The following is a 23,241-nucleotide window of genomic DNA, read 5'->3' on the forward strand; positions in this document are numbered from 1 at the left end:
GCCCCGCCCATGATCGGGCCGGAGCCGACGACCGCCGGCGGGGAATGGCCGACGACGCGGGCGGAACCTCGGAGGTGCACAGCGCCATGTGCGGCTGCTGTATTCCCTCCTCGGCTGTCACCTCTTAGGTCATCGCCGTGCTTCGAGGAGCGTTACGCCCAATCCGCGTGGCCCGAGTCACACCCCATATGGGAGGAAACCCGGCCATACGGGGTGATCACCCCGCAATCGTGTCGCCTGTCTCTGTCGCTTGTCCTGCCTGGATCCGTCCTGCCCGCGCGGCGTCCCGAGCGGATCATGCCTCCCGTTACGAGCACCCGCCCCGGGTCGCGCGTCCTGCCCGGATGCGCCGCCCCCGGCGCCTGGGGCACCTCACGCCGGTCCGTCAGTGGATCCGTCAGCCGGTCCGTCAGCCCCGCGATCGTGCCACCGGCCCTCCGGTCCGACCCGGCCGGGTACCCGAAGGGTCCGGCGGCACACCTCGCGTACGGCTTCTGGCCACGGTCCGGCGGTTCAGTGCTCGCGCGGAGCGGGGACGACCCGTTCCACGTCGGGGTGGATCGTGAGCAGCTGTCGCACGGCGGCCTCGGCGGCCTGCCCGTCGCCGGCGGCGAGGGCCTCGACGATGCGGGCGTGGTGCGAGAGGCAGGACTCCCCGGGGCGGTCGCAGCTGATCGCGGGGGCGCCGGACACCTGCAGGGCGGCCGAGACGATCCCGGAGAGGTGCTCCAGCATCCGGTTGCCGGCGAGCTGGATCAGGAGGGAGTGGAACTCGGCGTCGGCGCGGGAGAACGTGATCGAGTCGCCCTGGGTGAGGGCGTGCCCCATGATCTCGACCATGTCCGAGAGCCGCTGCTGGACGTCCTCGCGGCCGTGCCCGGCGGCGAGCCGGGCCGCGAGGGGCTCGATCGTCCAGCGCAGCTCGGTCAGCTCGCGGCGCTGGTCGTCGCGCTGCGGGCCGAAGGCCCGCCACTCGATGATGTCGGGGTCGAGCAGGTTCCAGTCGCTGACGGGCCGGACGCGCGTGCCGACGTTGGGCCGGGCGCTGACGAGGCCCTTGGCCTCGAGGACGCGCAGCGATTCGCGGACGACGGTCCTGGAGACCTCGAAGCGCTGGCCGATCTCCTCGGGGACGAGCGGCCGGTCGGCGCCGAGGTCACCGGAGACGATCATCTGGCCGAGCTGCTGGACGAGTTGACCGTGGAGTCCGCGGCCGCGGCTGCCCGCGGCTCGCCGGCCGACACGGCTCAACTCCGTGTCCGCGGTGTCCCAGGAGGGGGAACCGACGCGGTCGGCGGCCGGGGCCTCCGCGTACGGATAGCGGTCGAGACCGCCCGGGGCGGCGAGGGTGGCCTCGGCGGGGCGGGCGGCGGTCATCATGGTGTGCGCAAGGGTACTCACGCATCCTTTGTCGGCGTGGGTTCCGGACCCCTTGAGGTCTTTGGTGAAAAGCACACGAAAGGGTGATCGGCGCCCGCTTCCCAATTGACGCCTTATCGGAAGGAAGCGGGCAATTTCCAAGGTGTTGCGACCGTTTGACTCGGATCGATCGCAAGTCGATCACCACGGGATCACCAACGGACTCGACGCCTCACCCCTGCGAACAGATATGTGCAGAACAGGGCAGTGAGCGACAACACCAGTGCGGCCCCGACTGGTTGGGCCGCCACGCGAAGGGCGCCGTCCAGCCATCGGTCCACCTCGGCGGGCCAGTGCGGCCAGGCCAGTTCGCGCAGGCGCCCGGAGAGCCCGGCCACCGAGCGCGCGGAGGGCACCACCAGGGTCTTCTGGACGAGCGGGGCGATCAACACCGGTACGGACAGGACGGCCGCCACGCCCGCCGCCGTCGCACGGAAGACCCCGGCCGCGAGGAGCCCCGCCCACGCGCAGCCGACCGACAGGCCCGCCCAACTGGCACAGAGCTGCGGCCAGTTCGCCGGTACGGGGATCAATGCCCCGCCGTACACCACGCGCAGCACCTCCAGGTCGGCCACGGCCACCGTCAGCGCCAGCAGCAGGGCGACGCCCGCCGTCACGGCGAGCTTGGCGAGGAGGAGGCCGAGGCGGCGAGGGGCCGCTCCGAGGGCGGTGGACAACACCGGGTAGCGGAACTCGTCGCCGAACGAGAGCGCGCCGATGAGTCCGGCGCCCAGCGCCACGGGCGGGAGCGGCAGCAGCTCGGGCCAGGCGGCGAGCGTGGCCGGCAGCGGCGTCCGCCCGACCCGCGCGAGGACCACGGCGATGGTCACGGAGGCGACGAGGGCGCCCGCGAGGACGAACGCCGTCGACGGCACGCCGAGCAGGCGGCGCAGCTCGTAACGCAGGGGGCGCAGGGGGCCGCGTCGTGGCTTCGGTGCGGCGGGGAGGGGCGTCGCACGGGTGGGGTGGCGTCGGGTGGCGCGATGAGAGGGGCGCCGCCTGCTGGGCTTTCGGGGGCCGGCATCGCCTTCGGGCCGCGCTACGGACGCGGTGCCGGTGCCCGGCTCGGGGAGCGGTGCGGGGAGGGGTTCCGGGAGCGGCGCCCGGAGCGGTGCGAGGAGGGAGTCGGCGGTCGCGTCGGGGGCTTGTGGGGAGGCGGGAGAAGGGGGTTGCGGGCCGGTGTCGCCGGTCTCTTCGGCGAGCCGGTGAAGCAGGATGCCGTGCCGGAACGCGACCTCTCCGACCTCGGCGCAGTCGCTTCCGTACACGCAGAGCCGGTTGCCCTGTTCGGCGACGACCTCCACGGAACGCCGGGTGGCGCGCGCCTCGCGGCTGACGACCGCGGCGAGCCGGGCGGCGTGCGGGGTGCGTACGGCGACGCGGGGGCGGAGTCGGGTGCGGGCGAAGTCGTCGGCGTCCTGGTCGGCGACCAGGCGGCCGGCGTCGACGGTCACGACCCGGTCGGCGACGCGTGCGGCCTGCTTGGCGTCGTCGGTGGTGTAGAGGACGGTGCCGCCGTCGGCGGCGTGGGTGTGGAGCAGTCCGTACAGCCAGCGGGCCTCGCTGGACGAGAGGTCGGCGGCGGGTTCGTCGAGGACGAGCGTGTGCGGGTCGGCCAAAAGCGCGGCGGCGAGGGCCAGTCGGCGGTCCATGCCACGGGACAGGGTGCCGAGGCGCTGGTCGTGGAGGCCGGACAGGCCGACGGCGTCGAGGAGGTCGTCGGCCCGGGCGACGGGAACGCCGGCGGCCGCGCACAACATCCTGAGCTGGCCGCGTGCGGTGCGGGCCGGGTGTCCCGGCAGGTCGCCGAGCAGGGCGCCGACCTCGCGCAGGGGGTGGGCGATGCGGTGGAGGGGTCTGCCGCGGAAGTACGTGACGCCGCGGCCGCGCTCGAGTCCGAGCATCAGCCGCAGGGCGGTGGTCTTGCCGGAGCCGGGGGCGCCGAGGAGGGCGGTGACACCACCGGCCCTGGCCTCGAACGTGAGGTCCTCCACGGCGGGCCGGCGGCCTCGGCGGGGGGTGCTGGTCAGTCCGATTGCCTGGAGCATCGCTTCTCTCGCGGTAGATGAGACCGCTCGGCGGCTGGGCGGGTACCGCAGCAAGATAACGCGACATTTCGGACTTTTTGTGCAGGGGGCGCGAGCCGAGCCCCGGCCTGACCCCCGCGGCGGTCAGACCTCGGGGCGCAGCATCGGCGGGTTGAGGAGGGTGGCTCCACCGGCCCGGAACAGCTGGGCGGGCCGCCCGCCCTGGCGTGTGGTGGTGCCGCCGGCCGGCACGAGGAAGCCCGGCGTACCGGTGACCTTGCGGTGGAAGTTGCGCGGGTCCAGGGCCACGCCCCACACCGCCTCGTACACCCGTCGCAGCTCCCCGACCGTGAACTCGGTGGGGCAGAAGGCGGTGGCCAGCGACGAGTACTCGATCTTGGAGCGAGCGCGCTCGACGCCGTCGGCGAGGATCTGCGCGTGGTCGAAGGCGAGCGGGGCGGGCGTCTCGTCCTCCCGCCCGTAGCCGGACTCCGGGCTGAGCAGTTCCTCGACCGGGGCCCAGCGGACGCTGTTGGCGTCGCCGCCCGCGCGGGGTGCCGGGAGGTCGGGGGCCAGCACGAGGTACGCCACGCTCACGACCCGCATGCGCGGGTCGCGCTTCGGGTCCCCGTAGGTGGCGAGCTGTTCGAGGTGGGCGCCGTTGCCGGGCGCGGGTTCCGGGTCACCCGGGTCGTGCGCGCACAGTCCCGTCTCCTCGGCCAGCTCGCGCGCGGCGGCGGCGCCGAGGTCCTCGTCCGGCCGCACGAATCCCCCGGGCAGCGCCCAGCGGCCCTGGAACGGCGGTTCGCCGCGCCGTACGACCAGCGCGCAGAGGGCATCGCGGCGCACCGTGAGCACGACGAGATCGACGGTCACGGCGAAGGGCGGAAAAGCCGAGGGGTCGTAGGGGGGCATGCCGCGATCATAGTCGTCTTCCTGACGATAAACACGTTCGCGGCGATCTTCCGTGCCGACTTCCCGCATGCCCTCCTCCCCCTGCCTCCCGGTCCGTTCCGTGATCGTGGCGCGCATGTGGTCACACCCCCAACTGAAGTCCGGTGGCGGCCTCCTCGACCATGCCGAGGCCCAGCCTGCTGACGCGCACGGCGAACGGTTCCCCGGCGACGCGGAGTCCGGCGAGCCTGATCGCCCCCAGGGGGGCGCAGCGTACCGGGTGCAGGGCGACCGTGCGGGCCGGAGCGTCCGGGCGGATCCCGGCGAGCGTCGCCAGCACCTGGACCACGGCCGCCGAGGCCACGGCGGCGGGCCGGCAGGCGGCGGGGTGCGGAACCGGGGCACTGTCCGCCGTGCGCTGCTCACCGGCGTACATCTCGGGCAGCCGGTACGCGAACGCCTCCGCCGCGTCGACGAGGCCGCGCAGCAGTCCGGAAGCCTCCTTCTCGTAGCCCGCGGCGGCGAGCCCCGCGACCGCGACGGCCGTCTCGTGCACCCTGACGGCGCCCGCCCGGTGCCCGAAGGGGTTGTGCCCGGCCTCCTTGGCTCCGAGGCTGCGCAGCCCCCAGCCGCTGTCCAGGGCGGGGCCGCCGAGCAGCCTGGCGACCTGTTCGGTCTGCACCTTGTCGAGCAGGCCTTCGGCGAGCCGTCCGCCGCCCAGCAGCCCCGTGTCGAGCAAGTGGGCGGCGGCACCGCCCAGGTGGGGCAGGGCCCGGCCCTCGCCGGTCCGGGCGTCGCCGGTCCGGGCGTCGCCGGTCCGGGCGGCGGCGGGACGGCCGCCGGTGAGGTCGTCGAGCCAGAAGTCCTCACGGAACCGGTGGCGCAGCCGTGCCGCCCACGCCCGCCAGTCGTCGGCGCCCGGGCGGTTGCACGCCTCCAGGAGTTCCGCGCCCAGCAGTGCGGCCCGGTGCGCGTGCGCCTGGGTCTCGGCGCGCCGCACGGCCACCGGCCCCGGCTCGTCCAGCAGGCCGTCCTCGCCCGCCGTGGCGCGCAGCCAGTGCAGACAGCGCTCGGCGGCGGGCAGCAGCTCCGCCAGATCCGCCTCGGGCAGGCCCCACAGGCGCGCCTCTGCGAGGACCACGGGGAAGGCCAGGGTGGCTTCGACGCCGGTGCAGGCGGGCGGGAGGTACGGGCCCGCGTCGCGCAGGGGTCCGGCGATCCGGCCGGCGGCGGGCCCCTGCCCTGAGCCCATGCCCCCGGCGACGCTGCGCAGGGTGTCCACGGCGAGCCGTGTGCCGAGCGGCAGGACCATGCGGGCTGCCCAGAGGGCTTCGGCCGGGGCGGGGCCGCAGCGCCAGGGCACCCCCGCTGCCGGGTGGAGGCCGGCCGGATGCGCGGGGTCGCGGACGAGCAGGGCCCGCAGGTCGTCGAGGGCGCCGGCCAGCAGCTTCTCAAGCCGTGGGTCGTCGCCCTCGGCACGGGCGTCCATGACGTTCTGCCCGCCGGTCCGTGCCGCGGGTCGCACTGCGCGCCCTGCGTGGACGCCCAGTTCGATGGTGCGGGTCGTGCCGGGCGCCAGTTCCAGCTCCCACCGCAGCAGTCCGGCGGAGGCCAGGGCGTCCTTCGGTGCCGGGTCGGCCGTGACGACGGTCTGGGTCCCGTCGGGCGCGGACCAGCGCAGGCCGGAGCCGTACACCGTGGCCCGCAGCTCGGGTCCCGGCCGCCCGGAGGCCACGGCGCCGAGGGGAGCGAGGTCCGTGCCCAGGGCGACTTCCACGGGGAGCCGGAGCGGGCGTCCCGTCGCGTTCCGCAGGGTGATGCGTTCGGTGCCGTCGGCGTCCCGTGAGCGCTCCACGGTGACGCCGGGGTCGGGCCCGGGGTCGGTCGGTGTACGGACGACGGCGACGAAGCGGGCCCGGTCGGCTCCGACGAGGCGGCCCTGGACGGTGAGGGGCTCGCGGTCGAACACCCTGAGACGGCAGCGGGACAACAGGCGGCGGCCCGACTGGTAGACGCCCTCCAGGCCATGACCGGTGAGCTGGCCGTGCTCGGCCGAGATCGCCAGACAGGGCAGGGCGACACAGACGAGGGCGTGGTGCAGCGAGGGCAGGTCCCCGGCACGCCCGGGGCCCGGGGGCTGCCCGTGGCCGGCCGCGGACGGCTGCCACGCAGGCGCACCGGGTGCGGGTGCACCAGGTGCAGGCGCACCGGTCGTGCGGGCCGGGGCGTGGCCCATGGTGTGGGACGGGACGGTGAGGTCCATGAGTGGTCTGCTGAGCCTTCTGTGCGCTCCGGACAGCCGCTGGAGGTACGGCGGCACGGGTCGTGCGACTCCGCCACAGACGTGAACGCCGGTGCACCGGTACGGGTCACGGCCGCCGTCTCGGGCCCACGCGGCTCCTGAGGGGCAGCGGGTCCGTGGCACCGGCCGGGTGCCTGGGGTACGTCGGGCACAGCGGACACGGCGGAACCGGCGCACAGAGCGGGTGCCTCGGGCACGGTAGGCGCCTCGGGCACGGCGGGTGCCTCGGACACCTTGGGCGCCTCAGGTCGGGAGGAGGCCCGTGGACCTTTGTCTGCTGTCACGGACCGGTGTAAGGGCTCGTGCGTGGCGCCTTGGACGCTGGGTGCGGGCTTCCGTCGTGCGGCCGGGACGGCGACCGTACAGCGCCTCGGAGGCCGGGAGACGGGGGCGCTCCTCTGGTGGCGCAGGACGATCGCATGGGCACCGTGAGCACCGTTTGGCCCTTCGCCCGGGCGCGCCGCAGCGCGGCCGTCCGCCGGCGCTGCGGAGGATCGGATGTGGTTCACAGCGACCCGCCCGGCCGAGCTGCCTGCTGGTTCCCCTTCGGCTTGGTGGAGGAGGCCCTGGAACCGGTGCGGGCGCTTTTCGGTGTGGTCGCTGAGGGACCTCCAGCGGATTCGGCGCCGGGGGACGTGGCGCGGGTGCGGGTCGGCCGGGTCCTGATGCGGCGGCGTGGGCCGCGGGCGCCGGTCTTCGTGCGCTTGCGGGTGCCGGCCCCGCGTGTGGCGGACCGCTCGCGGGCGGCGCGTTCGTTGCGCAGGCACTGCCGCAGACATTCCGGGTCGAGGTCCTCGTTGCAGGCCTGGTGCAGCAGCCGGGCGAAGACGTACTCGGGGTCGGCCTCCAGCGCGAGGCCCAGGGCGACGCGGGCGCTCGGGTCGTCGCCGGTCGACCAGCAGACCCAGCCGGCGAGGCTCAGGGGCGCGGCGGCGTGCTCCCCGTAGGCGCCGACGCAGCGCCTGGCGAGCGCGCGCCACAGCCGGAGCGCCCGGTGCGCCTCGGGCCCCTCCATCCACTCGGCGGCCCGGTCCCGGGTACTGCGGTCCTGGAGGCCGACGATGACGGCGGCGGCCTCGTCGTGGGTGATGAGCCGGTCGTCCCTGGCGTCGGCGGCGGCCGGGTCGGTGGGCGGTGCCTCGGATGCGAGCCGTTCGGCCAGCCCCCGCGCCAGCCGGATCGTCTCCTCCCGTACCCGCTGCTGCCGCTCCGCGTCGAGGACCTGCGGAACGAGCGCGGCGCTCGCCCGGTCCAGGGCCCGGATCTGCTCGGCGACCTCACCGGAGGTCCAGGGCCGCAGCCGTGCCTCCATGTCGCGGAGGGAGCCGCGGATGTGCAGTCCGGCGTAGGCGGCGGCCGCCGCCATGACCGACGTACCGGGAGGGACCAGCGCGGTGCCGTCGGGCGGGCAGCAGTCGCTGTCGGGGCAGCAGTACGACCAGTACTTGCCGTCGGAGATGCAGAGCGCTTCGTACACCGGGACGTCGAGCGCGCCGCAGGCGGTGCGCAGCTTCTGCGCGAAGGGCCGCAGCCGCTCCATCACATGGCGGCCGCTCTCGCCCCGCGCCGGGTCCTGGCAGAGGAAGACGACGATGCCGTCGGGGCGCGTGCCGCGGCGTTCGCACCCCTCGACCAGGCATTCGGCGAGGTGTTCGGCGACGGGCGCCCATTCGCGCGGCGAGCGGGGGATGCCCAGCCGGAGCCGGCCGCCGAAGCGTCCGCGCTCCCCGTGCAGCGCGAGCAGGACGACGGAGTCGGTGGGGTGGAAGCCGAGCATGTAGGGAAGGGCGTCGGCCAGCTCGGCCGGGCCCCGCAGGGTGATCTGCGGTTCGTCGGCGAATCCCGCGGACCGGCTCGCCGGTGCCGGGGTGTCCGGCGTGGTTGGGCGGGTGGGCCGCTGGGGGTGCGTGGGGTCGTGGTGTTCGCTCATGGGCACGACGGTCCCGCACCCCGCACACCCCGTCGACCCCTGTGGATAACGTTCTCCACAGGCCGGCACTGGCCGCTGGCACCCCCGCTCACCTCGTGATATGCGCCCGGCCGAGCGGAGAGGACAGGGCTACGGTCGCCTCTGCCGGCGAGGTGCCGCACGGCTCTCCGGCACGGTCCGGCATCGTGCCCGACCATTCGCCCGATGTCAGTCCCGTGCTGTTGCATGGGGGCATGGAGCACACGAACCCCGGAGATCTCCGCGCGGCCGCCGACGCCGTCCTCGCCCGCCTGGTCGGCGCACCCGACGGCACCGCGCGGCTGCGCGAGGACCAGTGGCGGGCGATCGAGGCGCTGGTGGCGCACCGCCGCCGGGCCCTGGTCGTGCAGCGCACGGGCTGGGGCAAGTCCGCGGTGTACTTCGTCGCCACCGCGCTGCTGCGCGCCCGGGGCAGCGGTCCCACCGTGATCGTCTCGCCGCTGCTCGCGCTCATGCGCAATCAGGTGGACGCGGCGGCCCGCGCCGGCATCCACGCGCGGACGATCAACTCGTCGAACACGGAGGAGTGGGAGACCGTCCAGGCCGAGGTGGCCGCGGGGAACGTGGACGTGCTGCTGGTCAGCCCGGAGCGGCTGAACAACCCGGACTTCCGCGACCAGGTCCTGCCCGCGCTGTCGGCGGCCACGGGGCTCCTCGTCGTCGACGAGGCGCACTGCATCTCCGACTGGGGCCACGACTTCCGGCCGGACTACCGCAGGCTGCGCACGATGCTCACCGAACTGCCCGCGGGCGTCCCGGTGCTGGCCACGACGGCCACCGCCAACGCGCGCGTGACGGCCGACGTCGCGGAACAGCTCGGCACGGGCAGCGGCTCGGACGCCCTCGTGCTGCGCGGGCCGCTGAACCGGGAGAGCCTGAGCCTCGGTGTGCTGCACCTGCCGGACGCCGCGCACCGGCTGGCGTGGCTCGCCGACCACCTGGACCGGCTGCCGGGCTCCGGCATCGTCTACACGCTCACCGTGGCCGCCGCCGAGGAGGTCACGGCGTTCCTGCGCCAGCGCGGTCACACGGTCGCCTCGTACACGGGCAGGACCGAGGACGCCGACCGCCGCCAGGCCGAGGAGGACCTGCTCGCCAACCGGGTGAAGGCGCTGGTGGCCACCTCCGCGCTCGGCATGGGGTTCGACAAGCCGGACCTGGGCTTCGTCGTCCACCTCGGGTCGCCCTCCTCCCCCATCGCCTACTACCAGCAGGTGGGCCGTGCCGGGCGTGGCGTCGCGCAGGCCGAGGTGCTGCTGCTGCCGGGCCGTGAGGACCAGGCGATCTGGGACTACTTCGCGTCCGTCGCCTTCCCGCGGGAGGAGCTGGTCCGCCGGACGATCGACGTGCTCTCGGCGTCCGACCGTCCGCTGTCGCTGCCCGCGCTGGAGCCGCTGGTCGAGCTGCGCCGCTCCCGCCTGGAGACCATGCTGAAGGTCCTCGACGTGGACGGGTCCGTGCGGCGCGTCAAGGGAGGCTGGGTCGCGACCGGCGAGCCCTGGGTGTACGACACCGAGCGTTACGCACGGGTCGCCAAGCAGCGCGACGCCGAGCAGCAGGCGATGCGCGACTACGCCACCACCAGCGGGTGCCGTATGAAGTTCCTGCAGCTCCAGCTGGACGACGAGACCGCGGCGCCCTGCGGACGCTGCGACAACTGTGCGGGCCCCCGGTTCACCGCCGAGATGTCCCCCGCTTCTCTGGCCGCGGCGCGTGGCGAGCTGCACCGGGCCGGCGTCGAGGTGGAGCCGCGCCGCATGTGGCCGACCGGACTCCCGGCCGTGGGCGTGGAGTTGAAGGGGCGTATTCCCGCGCAGGAACAGGCGTTCCCCGGGCGGGCCCTCGGCAGGCTGTCGGACATCGGCTGGGGCAACCGCCTGCGCCCGATGCTGGCGGAGCAGGCGCCGGACGGGCCGGTTCCGGACGACGTGCTCGACGCGGTCGTGGGGGTGCTTGCCGACTGGGCCAAGGGACCCGGCGGTTGGGCGTCGGGCGAGCCGGGGGCGGCGCCCCGGCCCGCGGCCGTGGTGACGGTCGCGTCGCGTGCCAGACCGCAGCTCGTGGAGTCGCTGGGCCGGCGTATCGCCGAGGTCGGCCGCATGCCGATGCTCGGCTCCGTCACGTACGCACCGGAGGCGTTGGACGTGCGGATCTCCCGCACGAACAGCGCCCAGCGCGTGCGTGGTCTGGACGCCGCCCTGACGGTTCCTCCGGCTGTGGCCCGGGAGTTGGTGTCCCTGGACGGTCCCGTGCTGCTGGTCGACGACTTCTCGGACAGCGGCTGGACGCTGGCCATGGCGACGCGGCTGCTGCGGCGGGCCGGGGCGAAGGGGGTGTTTCCGCTGGTCCTCGCGGTCGCGGGGTGACGGGCCCGGAAGCGGAATTCCCCCGCACGGTAATTGGGTGTCATACCGGTTCATTCCCGTCAGGGGCCCCAATTGCTCGTTGCCGCCCGCCCATGACGCCAGCAAGAATTGGATTCCGCTCCCGCACACGGCCCGTTCGCGGTCCGGAAGGGCTGTGCCGCGGCGCGCCCTCACTCGTCCTTGCCCGCTCTGTGGGCGCGTATGCGAAGGGAGGACCGTGACCTTCGGATTCGCTCCGTCCGCAGCCAGCTCGATGTCCACGCCGGCCGTCTCCGCCAGCCGCCTCGCCCGAATGCTCGAACCAGCCGAGTGGGCGGCCGCCGGAATTCCCTTGCTGCGCAATCCCCGTGAAGTCGTCACGGGTTTGCACGCCCGGCACAGCCCGACGCCCGCCATGGCCGTGGTGGCGGTGCTCGACCACGAGGAACGGCTCATCGCCAGTGCGTCCTTCGTCCGCCGGCCGGCGCCCGCGGACGGGTGGGAGTTCCGCAACGCCCTCCTCGCGCATCTGCGCCGGGTCGTCCCGCACGACCTGCGTCGGCGCACCCCCGTGCGTACCGCCGTCCTGCTCTACTGCCGTGAGGGAGACGAGCGCTGGACGGAGGAGGACGGGGCCTGGATGTGGGGGCTCCGGGACGCCTGCACGCTCCACGGACTGCGCTGCGGTGCCTACATCACCCTGACGCACGGTGGTTGGCAGGTGTTGGGCGAAGGGCGCGGAGGCAGAAGCCCCCACTCCCATTCACAGCCGGTCGACATCGCGGACACGGCGGTGGACGAAGAGCCGTCCGCACCGCGCCGGGCGAGCGGCGCGGCCGAACCCCTGAGGCGTACGGCGGCCCGCTGACGCGTCGCCGCGTACAACGGCCCGCTCCCGGGCCGTTGTACGACGCGGGCCTCGTACGACACAGGCCTCGCGGAGCCCGTTGTACGGGCTCGCACAGCGGCTCGCCGAAGGCCGACGGCACGCGCCGATGCCCTCGGTCTCAGGAAGACCGCGCGCGCCGATGCCCTCGGTCTCAGGAAGACCGAGGGTCGACGGCTCGCGTCAGTGGCCGGAGGCGTCCGCTCAGACCGACGTGCCGAGCACGGCGTTGATCCGTGCGGGGTCACCGCACACGATCAGCAGCGCCTCGGCACGGTTCATGGCGGCGGGCAGCGCACGTGCCGTGGTCTCGTCGTCGCCGCCGTTGACGGCGACGACCACCACGGGCCGGGTGGAGGCGCGCTCCGCGACGGCCGCGTCCGCGAAGAACACGTCGTCGCCGGCGTCGTGCTGGGCCCAGTAGGAGGCTTCACCGAAGGACAGCTCGTGGGCCGCCCACGGGTGCGGCTCGCCGGTGGTGAGCACCAGGACGTCACCGGGGGCGCGGCCCGTTTCGAGCAGCAGGTCCACGGCCTCCTCGGCGGCGTCGAGGGCGCCGTCCACGGGGGCGGGGATCAGCTGGATCTGCGGGGTCCGCTGCGCGGAACGATTCTCCGGCCGGGGCGTGGGCTGCCCGGCAGCGGTGTGCGGACGCGGTGCCGCGGGCGTGGGCCTGGCCGGCCCGGGGCCGGGACGGCCGGGTCGGGGCGAGGCGGCGGAACGCGGGCCGGGTACAGGGCGTGGGGTCGGCGCGGGTCGGCCAACGGCCGGTGTGGCGCGGGGACCCTGGGCACTCTCGTGAATCTGAGGCTCCTCGGGGATGAGAGGCATAAATGGATGTCTATCAAACGCCGGTACGAGAGGCACCGGCGGGTGGCACGTCCCTGCGGCCCCCTCGGGGGGTGCCGCCACGTGCCGGGGCTCTGGGGGCGGGGTCAGAAGTCGAAGCCGAGCTGGCCCCCGCTTTCCAGTTCGGCCGCCTCCGCGGAGAGGCGGACTTTCCTCAGGTGGCGCCACTGGGGCAGCGCGTCCAGATACGCCCAGCTCAGGCGGTGGTGGGGCGTGGGCCCCCACTCCGCGAGCGCGGCCTTGTGCACGGGCGACGGATAACCGGCGTTGGCCGAGAACCCGAACGGCGCGTACGTCTCGGACTGCGCTTCCAGTTCGGCCATCAGCGCGTCCCGCCGCACCTTGGCGATCACCGAGGCTGCGGCCACCACGACACACGACTGGTCGCCCTTGATCACCGTACGGACCCGCCAGGGATCACCGAGGTAGTCGTGCTTCCCGTCGAGGATCACCGCGTCCGGACGCACCGGCAGGCCTTCCAGCGCCCGGACGGCGGCCAGGCGCAGGGCCGCGGTCATGCCCAGCTCGTCGATCTCTTCGACCGTGGCGTGGCCCAGGGCGTGGGCCGTGACCCACTTCTCGAGTTCGGCCGCCAGCTCGGTGCGACGCTTCGGGGTGAGGAGCTTGGAATCGGTGAGCCCGGCAGGAGGTCGGCGAAGCCCGGTGACCGCGGCGCAGACCGTGACGGGCCCGGCCCACGCCCCGCGTCCGACTTCGTCGACACCGGCGATGATCTTGGCGCCGGTTGTCGCTCGGATCGAGCGCTCGACGGTGTGGGTGGGTGGTTCGTACGGCATGGCGCCTGACAGGTTACGCCGCCCATCCCCTTCAGCGACACCCGGATTGGCATCCAGTGCCGTACTCGTCCCCGAACCGGCCTTCACGGCACAGCTGTCCGTTCGTCGGCACGCAGCCCGAACACTGATGGAATGCGAGATTCCGACCCGGTTGGCCCTGGTCGTGATGCGGTGCCGATCCCGCGCGGCCTCTGGGGTGCTGGCACGCAGTGCATTGGTGAACCCTCAAGGGATCCGGCGGTGTTGAAGGGCGCGAGGGCGCGAAGAGGCGTAAGCCCCGCGCGTCAGTGCCCCGGCGCGGCCGGCAGCCAGTCGGGCAGGGTCTCGGTCTGCTCCAGCCATGCGGCGGGCGGCGCACCGGCCGCCGTGGCGGCCACAACACCTCCGACGATGGCGCAGGTCGTGTCGACGTCGCCGCCCGCCTGGGCGGTCGTCCAGAAGGCCTGCTCGTAGTCGCCCAGGGAGCGGGCGGCGGACCAGAGCGCGAAGGGCACCGTGTCGTGGGCGCTGGTGCGTCGCCCGCAGCCGAGCACCGCCGCGACGGTCTGGGTGTCGCCGTAGTCGAGCATGTCGCGGGCGCGCCTCAGCCCGGCTCCGACAGCGCTGCGGGGTACCAGGGCGACGACGGCGTCGAGGAAGTCGGTCGGCTTGGGCGGGCCGGAGGGGGCCGCCGCGAGGGCCGCCGCCGCGGCCACGGCCATACAGCCGACGACGGCCTCCCGGTGCTGGTGCGTGGTGTAGGAGGAGATCTCGGCCTGGTGCGTGGCCTGCTCGGGGTCGTCGGCGTACCAGGCGCCGAGCGGGGCGATGCGCATCGCCGCGCCGTTGCCCCACGAGCCCTGCCCCTGGAAGAGCGCGGCGGCCAGCTCGCGCCAGTCGCCGCCTTCCCTGATCAGCCGCAGCATGCGGTTGACGGCGGGCCCGTAGCCGCGGTCGAAGTCGTGGTGCTCGGCGAAGGAGAGGGCGAGGGCGTCCTGGTCGATGCGGCCGTGCCGGGCGAGCACGGCGAGGACGGAGCAGGCCATCTCGGTGTCGTCGGTCCACTGCCAGGGGCCGGGCGGCAGCGCGGACCTCTTCAGCAGGGGATAGTTCGCCGGGACGAAGAACTGGGAGCCGAGGGCGTCGCCCACGGCCAGTCCGCGGAGGCTGGCCAGGGCGCGTTCGAAGCGCCGGCCGGGCGAGTCGAAGGAGGAGTCAGCGGTCATCGCACTGCCACTCTATCCGGTGGTGCCGTACGGCTCCGGTGTTCGCCAGCGCTCGAAGGGGCGGTCCAGGGCGTACCGCCCGTCCTCGCGGAGCAGCAGGGTGCGGGTCTCGCCGTTGCGGGGGTTGGACAGGCACTCGAATTCGTCGACGGTCCAGTGGAACCAGCGCATGCAGAACAGCCGCATGGCCAGTCCGTGGGTGACCAGCAGCACGTTCGGCGGGTGGTCGGGGGCCTCGAAGCTGCGGTGCAGGCTCTCCAGGAACCCGCCGACGCGGTCGTACACGTCGGCGCCGGACTCGCCCTGGGCGAAGCGGTAGAAGAAGTGCCCGTACGCGTCGCGGTACGCCTTCTGGAGCCGGATGTCGTCCCTGTCCTGCCAGTTCCCCCAGTCCTGCTCCCGCAGCCGTGGCTCTTCCCGGACGCGGACCAGCGCGGGGTCCAGCCCAAGCGCCCGGAACGTCTCGTGCGTGCGGCGGTAGGGCGAGACGTAGACGCTGACCCGCTCCCGGCCGAAGAGCGCGCGCAGCATCTCGCCGGTCTCCTCCGCCTGGCGCCGTCCCCTGTCGGTCAGGCGCAGCGCATGGTCCGGTTCCCGTTCGTACACCGTGTCGTCGACGTTGCCCTGGGACTCTCCGTGCCGGACGAGGACGATGCGACGGGGGCGTGCCATGGCACCGACCCTAGAGGGGAGGCCCCGGCGGGGCTCAGCCGGCCAGGTGTCCGGACTCCATCCGGTGTATGCGCCCGGTGAAGCGCCGGCGCAGCAGCCGGTCGTGGGAGACGATGACCAGCGCGCCGGTCCACCGTTCGAGTGCCTCCTCCAGCTCCTCCACCAGGCCGAGCGCCAGGTGGTTGGCGGGCTCGTCGAGGATCAGCAGGTCGGCGGGGCGGGCGAGGAGCCGGGCGAGGGCGAGCCGCCGGCGCTGGCCCGCGGACAGCGCGCCCACCGGCGTGTGCAGGTCGCGCGGCTGGAACAGTCCGTACGACAGGAGGAGTTCCGCCTGCTCGTCCTCCGTGAGCGGCAGGTCGCGGCCGAACGCCGCCAGCAGCCGCCGGGCCGGGCGGTCGACGGGTATCTCCTGGGCCAGGAAGCCGACGCGGCCGCGTCGGGTGACCGTGCCGGCGTCCGGTTCCAGCAGCCCGGCCATGAGGCGCAGCAGGGTGGACTTCCCGGCGCCGTTCCCGCCGTGGACCAGGACCTTCTCGCCGGCCCACACGGCGAGCCGCCCGACCGCCAGCCGGTCACCCACCCGTACGTCCGTCAGGGTCACGAGCTCGCCGTCGGCCGTGCCGGCGACGGGCCGTGCGGTGAAGGTCAGGGGGCGCGGCGGCTTGGGCACGGGCTGCTCCCTGAGCCGTCGCAGCCGCTCCTGGGCGCTTCTGATCCGTCCGGAGACGGACGCCTGGACGCGGCCGCCCGCCCGGTCGTAGGCCATCTTGTTGTTGTCCTTGATGGCCCGGCCGGCCGCGACGCCATGGGCGGTGGTCGCCGCGTATGCCTCCAGGCGGGCCGTCTCGTCGCACCACTCGGCATACGCCTGTTCCCACCGGCGGCGGGCGGCGGCCCGCTCCTCGCGGAAGCCCGCGAATCCGTTGCCGTAGCGCACGGCGGTCCGGCGGTCCGCGTCCACTTCGAGGACGGCCGTGGCCACGCGCTCCAGGAAGGTCCGGTCGTGGGACACGGCGACGACCGTTCCACGGTGGGCCACGAGGGCGTCCTCCAGCCAGTCCAGCGCGCCCTCGTCGAGGTGATTGGTGGGCTCGTCGAGAAGCAGCACCTCGGGTGCGGCGGCGATCAGGCAGGCGATGCCGAGCCTGGCCCGCTCCCCGCCCGAGAGGCTGCCGAGGGTCCGCTCGCGGCCGGTTCCCGCCAGCCCGAGGGCGTGGAGGGCCTTGTCCACGCGGGCATCCGCCTCGTACCCGCCGCGCAGCTCGAAGGCGGTGAGCAGGTCCCCGTACGCGGTGAGGGTGGCCTCGTCCGTGTGGCCGTCCGCGAGCTGTGCTTCGAGGGCGCGGAGGTCCGCCTCCATGGCGCGCAGTTCGTGAAGGGCCGCGTCGACGGCGTCGCCGACGGTGCGGTCGGGAGGCAACTGCGGGGTCTGGGCGAGGAGCCCGGCGCCGCCGCCGGCGACGGTGGTCACCTCCCCCTCGTCGGGTTTCTCCATGCCGGCGAGGAGGTGCAGGAGCGTCGACTTGCCCGCGCCGTTCTCCCCCACGATGCCGATCCGCTCACCGGGGCGCACGGTGAGGGAGACGTCGTCGAGCAGGAGACGCTCGCCGCGGGACTTGGTCACGTGACGGAGGGAGATCTGTGTGGGCAAGGGGCCTCCAGTGGCGAAACAGGACGGCGGAAGCAGGGGCGGTCGAGGCATCGAAAGCAAGGGCCGGAGCAGGAAGCGGCCGGAGCAGCGACGATCCCACGTAAACGCAACTTGTGTCGCGTTACCGGAAGTGTGGCACACTCATCCATCTAACGCAACAGGAGTAGCGATTGACCGAGCGAAGGGAGCAGGGAGTGGAGCAGGCCGCCGCCCCAGAACACGGGACCGAGCAGACCGCCGCCCCGGCGCCCGGGACGCGGCGCCCCGGCGGGCGCACCGCCCGGACGCGGGCCGCGGTGCGGGACGCCGTCCTCACGGGACTGGCCGAGCACGGTTATCCGGGACTGACCGTGGAGTACGTGGCCGAGCACTCGGGCGTCCACAAGACGACGCTGTACCGCAGGTGGGGCGGGGTCGAAGGGCTGGTGGCCGACGCACTCGACCTGGCGGGGGAGGACACGTGGAGCCCGCCCGACACGGGCAGCCTGGAGGGCGATCTGAGGGCGCTGGCCCGCGAGGTCTGCGACGCGTTCGCCGACGCGGCCGACGCCGCGGCGCCCACCGCGTTCATCGCCGCCGCGTTCCAGTCCGACCGGGCCGCCGACGCCCTGCGCGCGTTCTACGCGGAGCGGTTCTCCCGGTGCGAGGCGGTGGTGGCGCGCGCCGTCGCCCGAGGCGAGGCACCCGCGGACACGGATGCGGGCGCCGTTGTGCGCGCCGTGTCCGCGCCCCTCTTCCTGCGCCTGTTCGTGACCCGTGAGCCGATCGGCACCGCCCTGGCGGACCAGTCGGCGACGGCCGTTCTCGCCGCCGTCAGGGCAGGGGCGTTCTCCGCGGAGGAGTCCGCTCCGGGCGCCTGACCGGTCACACCGTCCAGGCGGCCTCGAGGTCGACGACGTCGCCCGTCAGAGCCGCCACGTCGGCGGCTATCTGGGCGCGCAGGGCGAGCCGCTCGACCCGTTCCTCGCGGTACTTGCCGTGCTCCGCCGCCGACTGCCACATGGACAGGACCAGGAACTCGTTCCCCGGCGCCTCGCCGAAGAGCCCGCGCAGCATGCCGGGCGAACCGGCCATCGCCGGGTTCCACACCTTCTCCTGCATGAGGGCGTAGTGCTCGACGCGGCCCTCGTGGATCCTGCTGTGCGCGACCCGAACGACGTCGGCGTCGGTGAAGCGCGGCTCGAAGCCCGTCTTCACGTCGAAGCGGTAGTCGAACAGCTTGACCTGCGGATCCTTGTACGTGCCGGACTGCGCCGCGGCCAGCCGGTCGTGCGACCTGGCCATGAACGAGTCGTAGAAGGGGCGGCTCTCCCAGAAGGAGAAGACATGGGCGACACCGGGGCGCAGTCGGCTCCACCCGCCGCCCTGCCCCCGGAACCCCGGTTCCCCGAGAAGTCCCGCCCACTTCCGCTGTCCCCGCTCGAACCCCCGACGGTCCACCACAGTGCAGCGAATCCACTTGACCAGCACCGCGCCATCGTACGGCGCGGGGCGCGGCAGAGGCCCTGGTCCGCCAGGACCGCTTCGCCTCGGGCAGGGCTGAATTCGCCCCGCCCGGTTGACGTCCGGCCGGCGTCCGGGTCGACAGCCGGCGAGGCCTCCGGTCCCCTCCCCCGGCCCCACTCGGGTCGGCCAACTGCGCCGAGATCACGCACGCGTGCGTGACACCATGGGCAAGGAGCCTGGCAGCACGGGGAGTTGGCCTCGTCCGCGAAAGGCCCGCGTACAAGGACCGTACGAGAGGGGAAACCGGTGAGCAGTCTCAACAAGGGGGTCGGCAAGGTCGAGGTGACGCTCAAGTGGGACCCGAGCCCGGCCGGTGGCCCGGACCACGACCTCGACATCATCGCCGCGGTCTATCCGACGGAGGACGCCTACGGTGCCCCCGTCTACCTGGTGCACTTCGACAGTCGGTCGCCGGACGGCACCATCACCCTCAGCAGGGACAGCCGGACGGGACAGGGGTTCGGTGTCGACGAGGCCATGACGCTGGAGCTGAACCGCCTTTCCCCGGCGTACGCGCGCGTGGTCGTGGGCGTGGCGATACAGCAGGGCAGCGGACGGGTCACGTTCGCCGACGTGGCCAACACGAAGGTCGTCGTACGCGAGGGCTACCGGGACCTGGAGAGCGACGACTTCTCCGGGCTGCCCACCGCCACGGCCGCGACGGTGGTCGAGTTCGTCCGCGAGGAGGAAGGCGGCTGGTCCGCCCGCAAGGACCTCCGCGGCTTCGACACGGACCCGCAGTCCTTCAGCGACCTGATGGGCGCGGCCCGCGCCTGAGGGGGCCGGGAACGGCCTGTCGCACAGCAACGGCCGCGCACAGCAGGAGGGGGGTGTCGGCGCGGGCCGACACCCCCCTCCTGGGGCTCACACGGTCAGTTCAGCGTCAGCTGCAACCGCTCGTCGAGCCGCAGCCCTCGCAGATGTAGCAGGAGCCGGCCCGCTGCATCTTCGTGCCGCAGGAGAAGCAGAGCGGCGCGTCGGCGCTGATGCCGAGCTGCATCTCGACCAGCTCCGCCGAGGTGTGCGCCTGCTTCGGCGCGGGAACCTCCGCCTTCACCACAGGGGCGGCCTTCGGGGCCTCCTGCTGGCGCGGGGCGGACTGGGCCAGGCCCTCGACGTCCACCTCGTCCTCGGCCGGCTCGTACGAACCGGTCTCCAGGTGGCGCTGGCGCTCCTCGGCCGAGTGGATGCCGAGCGCCGAGCGGGTCTCGAACGGCAGGAAGTCCAGCGCCAGGCGGCGGAAGATGTAGTCGACGATCGACTGCGCCATCCGCACGTCCGGGTCGTCCGTCATGCCGGCCGGCTCGAAACGCATGTTGGTGAACTTCGAGACGTAGGTCTCCAGCGGCACGCCGTACTGGAGGCCGACCGAGACGGCGATGGAGAAGGCGTCCATCATGCCCGCGAGGGTCGAGCCCTGCTTGGACATCTTCAGGAAGACCTCGCCGAGGCCGTCGTCCGGGTAGGAGTTGGCGGTCATGTAGCCCTCGGCGCCACCGACGGTGAAGGAGGTGGTGATGCCGGGGCGGCCCTTCGGGAGGCGCTTGCGGACCGGACGGTACTCGACGACCTTCTCGACCTTGGTCGGCTCGACGGCCTTCTCGGTCCTGGTCTCGGCCTTCTCCTCCTTCTTCTTGGCGGAGAGGGGCTGGCCGACCTTGCAGTTGTCGCGGTAGATGGCGAGCGCCTTGACGCCCATCTTCCAGGCCTCGAAGTAGATCTCCTCGACCTCCTCGACGGTCGCCGACTCCGGCATGTTGACCGTCTTGGAGAGCGCGCCGGAGATCCACGGCTGGATCGCGGCCATCATGCGGACGTGGCCCATCGGGGAGATGGCCCGCTCGCCCATGGCGCAGTCGAAGACCTCGTAGTGCTCCTGCTTGAGGCCCGGGGCGTCGATCACATTGCCGTGCTCGGCGATGTGGGCGACGATCGCCTCGATCTGCTCCTCCTGGTAGCCCAGGCGGCGCAGGGCCTGCGGGACCGTGCCGTTGACGATCTGCATCGAGCCGCCGCCGACCAGCTTCTTGAACTTGACCAGGGCGAGGTCCGGCTCCAGGCCGGTGGTGTCGCAGGACATGGCCAGACCGATGGTGCCGGTCGGGGCGATGACGGACGCCTGGGAGTTGCGGAAGCCGTTCTTCTCGCCGAGGCGGATCACGTCCTGCCAGGCCTCCGTGGCGGCGGCCCAGATCGGCGTGTCCAGGTCGTCCATGCGGACGGCCTCGGTGTTGGCGTCGGCGTGCTGCTTCATGACGCGCTTGTGCGCCTCGGCGTTGCGGGCGTAGCCGTCGTACGGGCCGACGACGGCGGCCAGCTCGGCGGAGCGGCGGTACGAGGTGCCGGTCATCAGCGAGGTGATGGCACCGGCCAGGGCGCGGCCGCCGTTGGAGTCGTACGCGTGGCCGGTCGCCATGAGGAGGGCGCCGAGGTTCGCGTAACCGATGCCGAGCTGGCGGAAGGCGCGGGTGTTCTCGCCGATCTTCTGGGTCGGGAAGTCCGCGAAGCAGATCGAGATGTCCATCGCGGTGATGACCAGCTCGACGACCTTCGAGAAGCGCTCGACGTCGAAGGACTGGTTGCCCTTGCCGTCGTCCTTCAGGAACTTCATCAGGTTCAGCGAGGCCAGGTTGCACGAGGTGTTGTCCAGGTGCATGTACTCGCTGCACGGGTTCGAGCCGTTGATACGGCCGGACTCGGGGCAGGTGTGCCAGTGGTTGATGGTGTCGTCGTACTGGATGCCCGGGTCGGCGCAGGCCCAGGCGGCCTCGGCCATCTTGCGGAACAGCGCCTTGGCGTCGACCTCCTCGATGACCTCGCCGGTCATACGGGCGCGCAGGCCGAACTTGCCGCCGGACTCCACGGCCTTCATGAACTCGTCGTTCACGCGGACCGAGTTGTTGGCGTTCTGGTACTGGACGGACGTGATGTCGTCGCCGCCCAGGTCCATGTCGAAGCCCGCGTCGCGCAGGGCGCGGATCTTCTCCTCTTCCTTCACCTTGGTCTCGATGAAGTCCTCGATGTCGGGGTGGTCGACGTCGAGGATGACCATCTTGGCGGCGCGGCGGGTGGCGCCACCGGACTTGATCGTTCCTGCCGACGCGTCGGCGCCGCGCATGAAGGAGACCGGGCCGGAGGCGTTGCCGCCGGAGGAGAGCAGCTCCTTGGAGGAGCGGATACGGGAGAGGTTCAGGCCGGCGCCGGAGCCGCCCTTGAAGATCATGCCCTCTTCCTTGTACCAGTCGAGGATCGACTCCATGGAGTCGTCGACGGACAGGATGAAGCAGGCGGAGACCTGCTGGGGCTGCGGCGTGCCGACGTTGAACCACACCGGCGAGTTGAAGCTGAAGATCTGGTGGAGGAGGGCGTAGGCCAGCTCGTGCTCGAAGATCTCGGCGTCGGCGGGCGACGCGAAGTAGCCGTACTCCTCGCCGGCCTTCGTGTACGTCTTCACGATCCGGTCGATGAGCTGCTTGAGGCCCGTCTCGCGCTGCGGCGTGCCGACGGCGCCCCGGAAGTACTTGCTGGTGACGATGTTGACCGCGTTCACCGACCAGAAGTCGGGGAACTCGACGCCACGCTGCTCGAAGTTCACCGAGCCGTCGCGCCAGTTGGTCATGACGACGTCACGACGCTCCCAGACCACCTCGTCGTACGGGTGCACTCCGGGCGTCGTGTGGATGCGCTCGATACGCAGGCCCTTGGTGGCCTTGGATCCCTTCGCGCGGGACCCTCGTGCCGGGCCGCTCGTCGTCTCTGTCATGCCGCCTCCCATATACGGGCAAAAACACCCTGATGTGCCCAGATCTTCCCAAGGCACAGATTCTGTCTGTTGCCACGGGCGCCCGGCGGGGCATCCGTGGCAGGTCGATTCGCCGCTGCGCGGCCGGTCGCCGGACCCGGTGGGTCAGTCGGCGGCACCTGCGGGCACCGGGACCTCTGGGGTCGCACCGGTACCGCGCTTCTCTGCGGGAGGCCGCTGCTCGCGCAGCTCCGCGATGGCGGCCTCGAAGTCCTCGAGTGTGTCGAACGCCCGGTAGACGGACGCGAAGCGCAGGTACGCGACGAGGTCGAGTTCCTGCAGCGGGCCGAGTATGGCCAGTCCGACGTCGTGCGTGGTCAGCTCCGCGCTGCCGGTGGCGCGCACCGCCTCCTCGACCCGCTGGCCGAGCTGGGCGAGGGCGTCCTCGGTGACGGGCCGGCCCTGGCATGCCTTGCGGACGCCGTTGATGACCTTGGTCCTGCTGAAGGGCTCGGTCACCCCGCTCCGCTTCACGACCATGAGCGAGCAGGTCTCCACCGTGGTGAAACGGCGGGAGCAGTCGGGGCACTGGCGGCGGCGTCTGATGGACGTCCCGTCGTCGGTGGTGCGACTGTCGACGACGCGGCTGTCGGGGTGCCTGCAGAAGGGGCAGTGCATGGTCTCAACCCTCCTTCACAGCACGACTGAATGGCCTCGACAGGCCCACCGGGCCCCCTCGAAGCAGCCACAAGCATAGGCGATCGCCACCGCCCTGACGGACGGGGGACCACAACTTCTGGGTGGCTGTCACCATGCAACCACTACATGTAGGGTCCGGGCTCTCATTCACCCCTTGGCGCGTGTCGCGCCCACCCGGGCTGGTGACCGGCCATGAGCCTACGCCACGGGCCTGCTCCGGGGATTTCGGGGCGGGGGATGGAAGACTGCTGCCCCAGGCCCAGCGGGATCGCGGTTCC

General features: G+C 72.9%; 17 protein-coding genes. 4 read left to right on the plus strand and 13 right to left on the minus strand.

Features of this window, described 5'->3' with window-relative positions; translation table 11 throughout:
- Positions 1-513: 513 nt before the first annotated feature.
- The 5 genes from ABEB09_RS07350 to ABEB09_RS07370 form a co-directional block, all read right to left on the minus strand.
- A complete protein-coding gene (locus tag ABEB09_RS07350; RefSeq protein WP_345688280.1) occupies positions 514-1,455 on the minus strand; it encodes a FadR/GntR family transcriptional regulator in 942 nt (313 codons plus the stop codon).
- Between the two features lie 116 nt (positions 1,456-1,571).
- Entirely contained in the window at positions 1,572-3,467 is a 1,896-nt protein-coding gene (locus ABEB09_RS07355; protein ID WP_345688282.1) for an ATP-binding cassette domain-containing protein, read from the minus strand.
- 123 nt (positions 3,468-3,590) lie between these two features.
- A complete protein-coding gene (locus ABEB09_RS07360; RefSeq protein WP_345688284.1) occupies positions 3,591-4,361 on the minus strand; it encodes an NUDIX hydrolase in 771 nt (256 codons plus the stop codon).
- A gap of 121 nt (positions 4,362-4,482) precedes the next feature.
- Entirely contained in the window at positions 4,483-6,603 is a 2,121-nt protein-coding gene (locus ABEB09_RS07365) for a glycogen debranching N-terminal domain-containing protein (protein ID WP_345688286.1), read from the minus strand.
- 544 nt (positions 6,604-7,147) lie between these two features.
- Positions 7,148-8,572 carry a DUF4192 domain-containing protein gene (locus ABEB09_RS07370; RefSeq protein ID WP_345688288.1) on the minus strand — a complete coding sequence of 475 codons (1,425 nt, stop codon included), beginning with the start codon at positions 8,570-8,572 and terminating at the stop codon, positions 7,148-7,150.
- A 233-nt stretch (positions 8,573-8,805) separates the two neighbouring features.
- On the opposite strand from ABEB09_RS07370, the gene ABEB09_RS07375 reads away from it, so the two are divergent.
- Positions 8,806-10,977 (plus strand): RecQ family ATP-dependent DNA helicase, encoded by a 2,172-nt coding sequence (locus ABEB09_RS07375; protein WP_345688290.1) that lies wholly within the window; start codon positions 8,806-8,808, stop codon positions 10,975-10,977.
- Positions 10,978-11,194: 217 nt separating this feature from the next.
- Positions 11,195-11,824 carry a hypothetical protein gene (locus ABEB09_RS07380; protein ID WP_345688292.1) on the plus strand — a complete coding sequence of 210 codons (630 nt, stop codon included), beginning with the start codon at positions 11,195-11,197 and terminating at the stop codon, positions 11,822-11,824.
- A gap of 222 nt (positions 11,825-12,046) precedes the next feature.
- Here ABEB09_RS07380 and ABEB09_RS07385 read toward each other — a convergent pair whose 3' ends face one another.
- The 5 genes from ABEB09_RS07385 to ABEB09_RS07405 form a co-directional block, all read right to left on the minus strand.
- Positions 12,047-12,673, minus strand: coding sequence for a hypothetical protein (locus tag ABEB09_RS07385; protein ID WP_345688294.1), 627 nt, complete (start codon positions 12,671-12,673; stop codon positions 12,047-12,049).
- Between the two features lie 104 nt (positions 12,674-12,777).
- Complete coding sequence (locus tag ABEB09_RS07390; protein WP_345688296.1) at positions 12,778-13,488, minus strand: ribonuclease HII; 711 nt, start codon at positions 13,486-13,488, stop codon at positions 12,778-12,780.
- 284 nt (positions 13,489-13,772) lie between these two features.
- The gene (locus ABEB09_RS07395) at positions 13,773-14,693 is read right to left on the minus strand and encodes an ADP-ribosylglycohydrolase family protein (RefSeq protein ID WP_345688298.1); all 921 of its coding nucleotides are present in this window, start codon (positions 14,691-14,693) and stop codon (positions 13,773-13,775) included.
- Positions 14,694-14,705: 12 nt separating this feature from the next.
- Complete coding sequence (locus tag ABEB09_RS07400; protein ID WP_345688300.1) at positions 14,706-15,365, minus strand: histidine phosphatase family protein; 660 nt, start codon at positions 15,363-15,365, stop codon at positions 14,706-14,708.
- Between the two features lie 34 nt (positions 15,366-15,399).
- On the minus strand, positions 15,400-17,016 hold the full coding sequence (locus ABEB09_RS07405; protein ID WP_380840858.1) for an ABC-F family ATP-binding cassette domain-containing protein: 1,617 nt from the start codon (positions 17,014-17,016) through the stop codon (positions 15,400-15,402).
- Positions 17,017-17,210: 194 nt separating this feature from the next.
- On the opposite strand from ABEB09_RS07405, the gene ABEB09_RS07410 reads away from it, so the two are divergent.
- Positions 17,211-17,876 carry a TetR/AcrR family transcriptional regulator gene (locus ABEB09_RS07410; protein ID WP_345693868.1) on the plus strand — a complete coding sequence of 222 codons (666 nt, stop codon included), beginning with the start codon at positions 17,211-17,213 and terminating at the stop codon, positions 17,874-17,876.
- A gap of 4 nt (positions 17,877-17,880) precedes the next feature.
- On the opposite strand, the gene ABEB09_RS07415 is transcribed toward ABEB09_RS07410, so the two are convergent.
- The gene (locus ABEB09_RS07415; RefSeq protein ID WP_345688304.1) at positions 17,881-18,486 is read right to left on the minus strand and encodes a YdbC family protein; all 606 of its coding nucleotides are present in this window, start codon (positions 18,484-18,486) and stop codon (positions 17,881-17,883) included.
- Positions 18,487-18,768: 282 nt separating this feature from the next.
- On the opposite strand from ABEB09_RS07415, the gene ABEB09_RS07420 reads away from it, so the two are divergent.
- A complete protein-coding gene (locus ABEB09_RS07420) occupies positions 18,769-19,299 on the plus strand; it encodes a TerD family protein (RefSeq protein ID WP_345688306.1) in 531 nt (176 codons plus the stop codon).
- Between the two features lie 106 nt (positions 19,300-19,405).
- On the opposite strand, the gene ABEB09_RS07425 is transcribed toward ABEB09_RS07420, so the two are convergent.
- Together ABEB09_RS07425 and nrdR are read right to left on the minus strand one after the other, a co-directional pair.
- Positions 19,406-22,285, minus strand: a complete 2,880-nt coding sequence (locus ABEB09_RS07425; RefSeq protein WP_345688308.1) for a vitamin B12-dependent ribonucleotide reductase — start codon at positions 22,283-22,285, stop codon at positions 19,406-19,408.
- Between the two features lie 144 nt (positions 22,286-22,429).
- Positions 22,430-22,942: a transcriptional regulator NrdR gene (gene nrdR / locus ABEB09_RS07430; RefSeq protein ID WP_345688310.1), complete on the minus strand. Its 513-nt coding sequence runs from the start codon at positions 22,940-22,942 to the stop codon at positions 22,430-22,432.
- Positions 22,943-23,241: the final 299 nt, after the last annotated feature.

The sequence above is a fragment of the Streptomyces coeruleoprunus genome, assembly GCF_039542925.1.
Lineage (GTDB): Bacteria > Actinomycetota > Actinomycetes > Streptomycetales > Streptomycetaceae > Streptomyces > Streptomyces coeruleoprunus.

Bases quoted from the DNA above. Each gene is read 5' to 3' on its own strand.
- ABEB09_RS07385 (WP_345688294.1), bottom strand. From the start codon at position 12,673: ATGCCTCTCATCCCCGAGGAGCCTCAGATTCACGAGAGTGCCCAGGGT.
- ABEB09_RS07355 (WP_345688282.1), bottom strand. From the start codon at position 3,467: ATGCTCCAGGCAATCGGACTGACCAGCACCCCCCGCCGAGGCCGCCGG.
- ABEB09_RS07400 (WP_345688300.1), bottom strand. From the start codon at position 15,365: ATGGCACGCCCCCGTCGCATCGTCCTCGTCCGGCACGGAGAGTCCCAG.
- ABEB09_RS07395 (WP_345688298.1), bottom strand. From the start codon at position 14,693: ATGACCGCTGACTCCTCCTTCGACTCGCCCGGCCGGCGCTTCGAACGC.
- ABEB09_RS07370 (WP_345688288.1), bottom strand. From the start codon at position 8,572: ATGAGCGAACACCACGACCCCACGCACCCCCAGCGGCCCACCCGCCCA.
- ABEB09_RS07375 (WP_345688290.1), top strand. From the start codon at position 8,806: ATGGAGCACACGAACCCCGGAGATCTCCGCGCGGCCGCCGACGCCGTC.
- ABEB09_RS07360 (WP_345688284.1), bottom strand. From the start codon at position 4,361: ATGCCCCCCTACGACCCCTCGGCTTTTCCGCCCTTCGCCGTGACCGTC.
- nrdR (WP_345688310.1), bottom strand. From the start codon at position 22,942: ATGCACTGCCCCTTCTGCAGGCACCCCGACAGCCGCGTCGTCGACAGT.
- ABEB09_RS07390 (WP_345688296.1), bottom strand. From the start codon at position 13,488: ATGCCGTACGAACCACCCACCCACACCGTCGAGCGCTCGATCCGAGCG.
- ABEB09_RS07425 (WP_345688308.1), bottom strand. From the start codon at position 22,285: ATGACAGAGACGACGAGCGGCCCGGCACGAGGGTCCCGCGCGAAGGGA.
- ABEB09_RS07365 (WP_345688286.1), bottom strand. From the start codon at position 6,603: ATGGACCTCACCGTCCCGTCCCACACCATGGGCCACGCCCCGGCCCGC.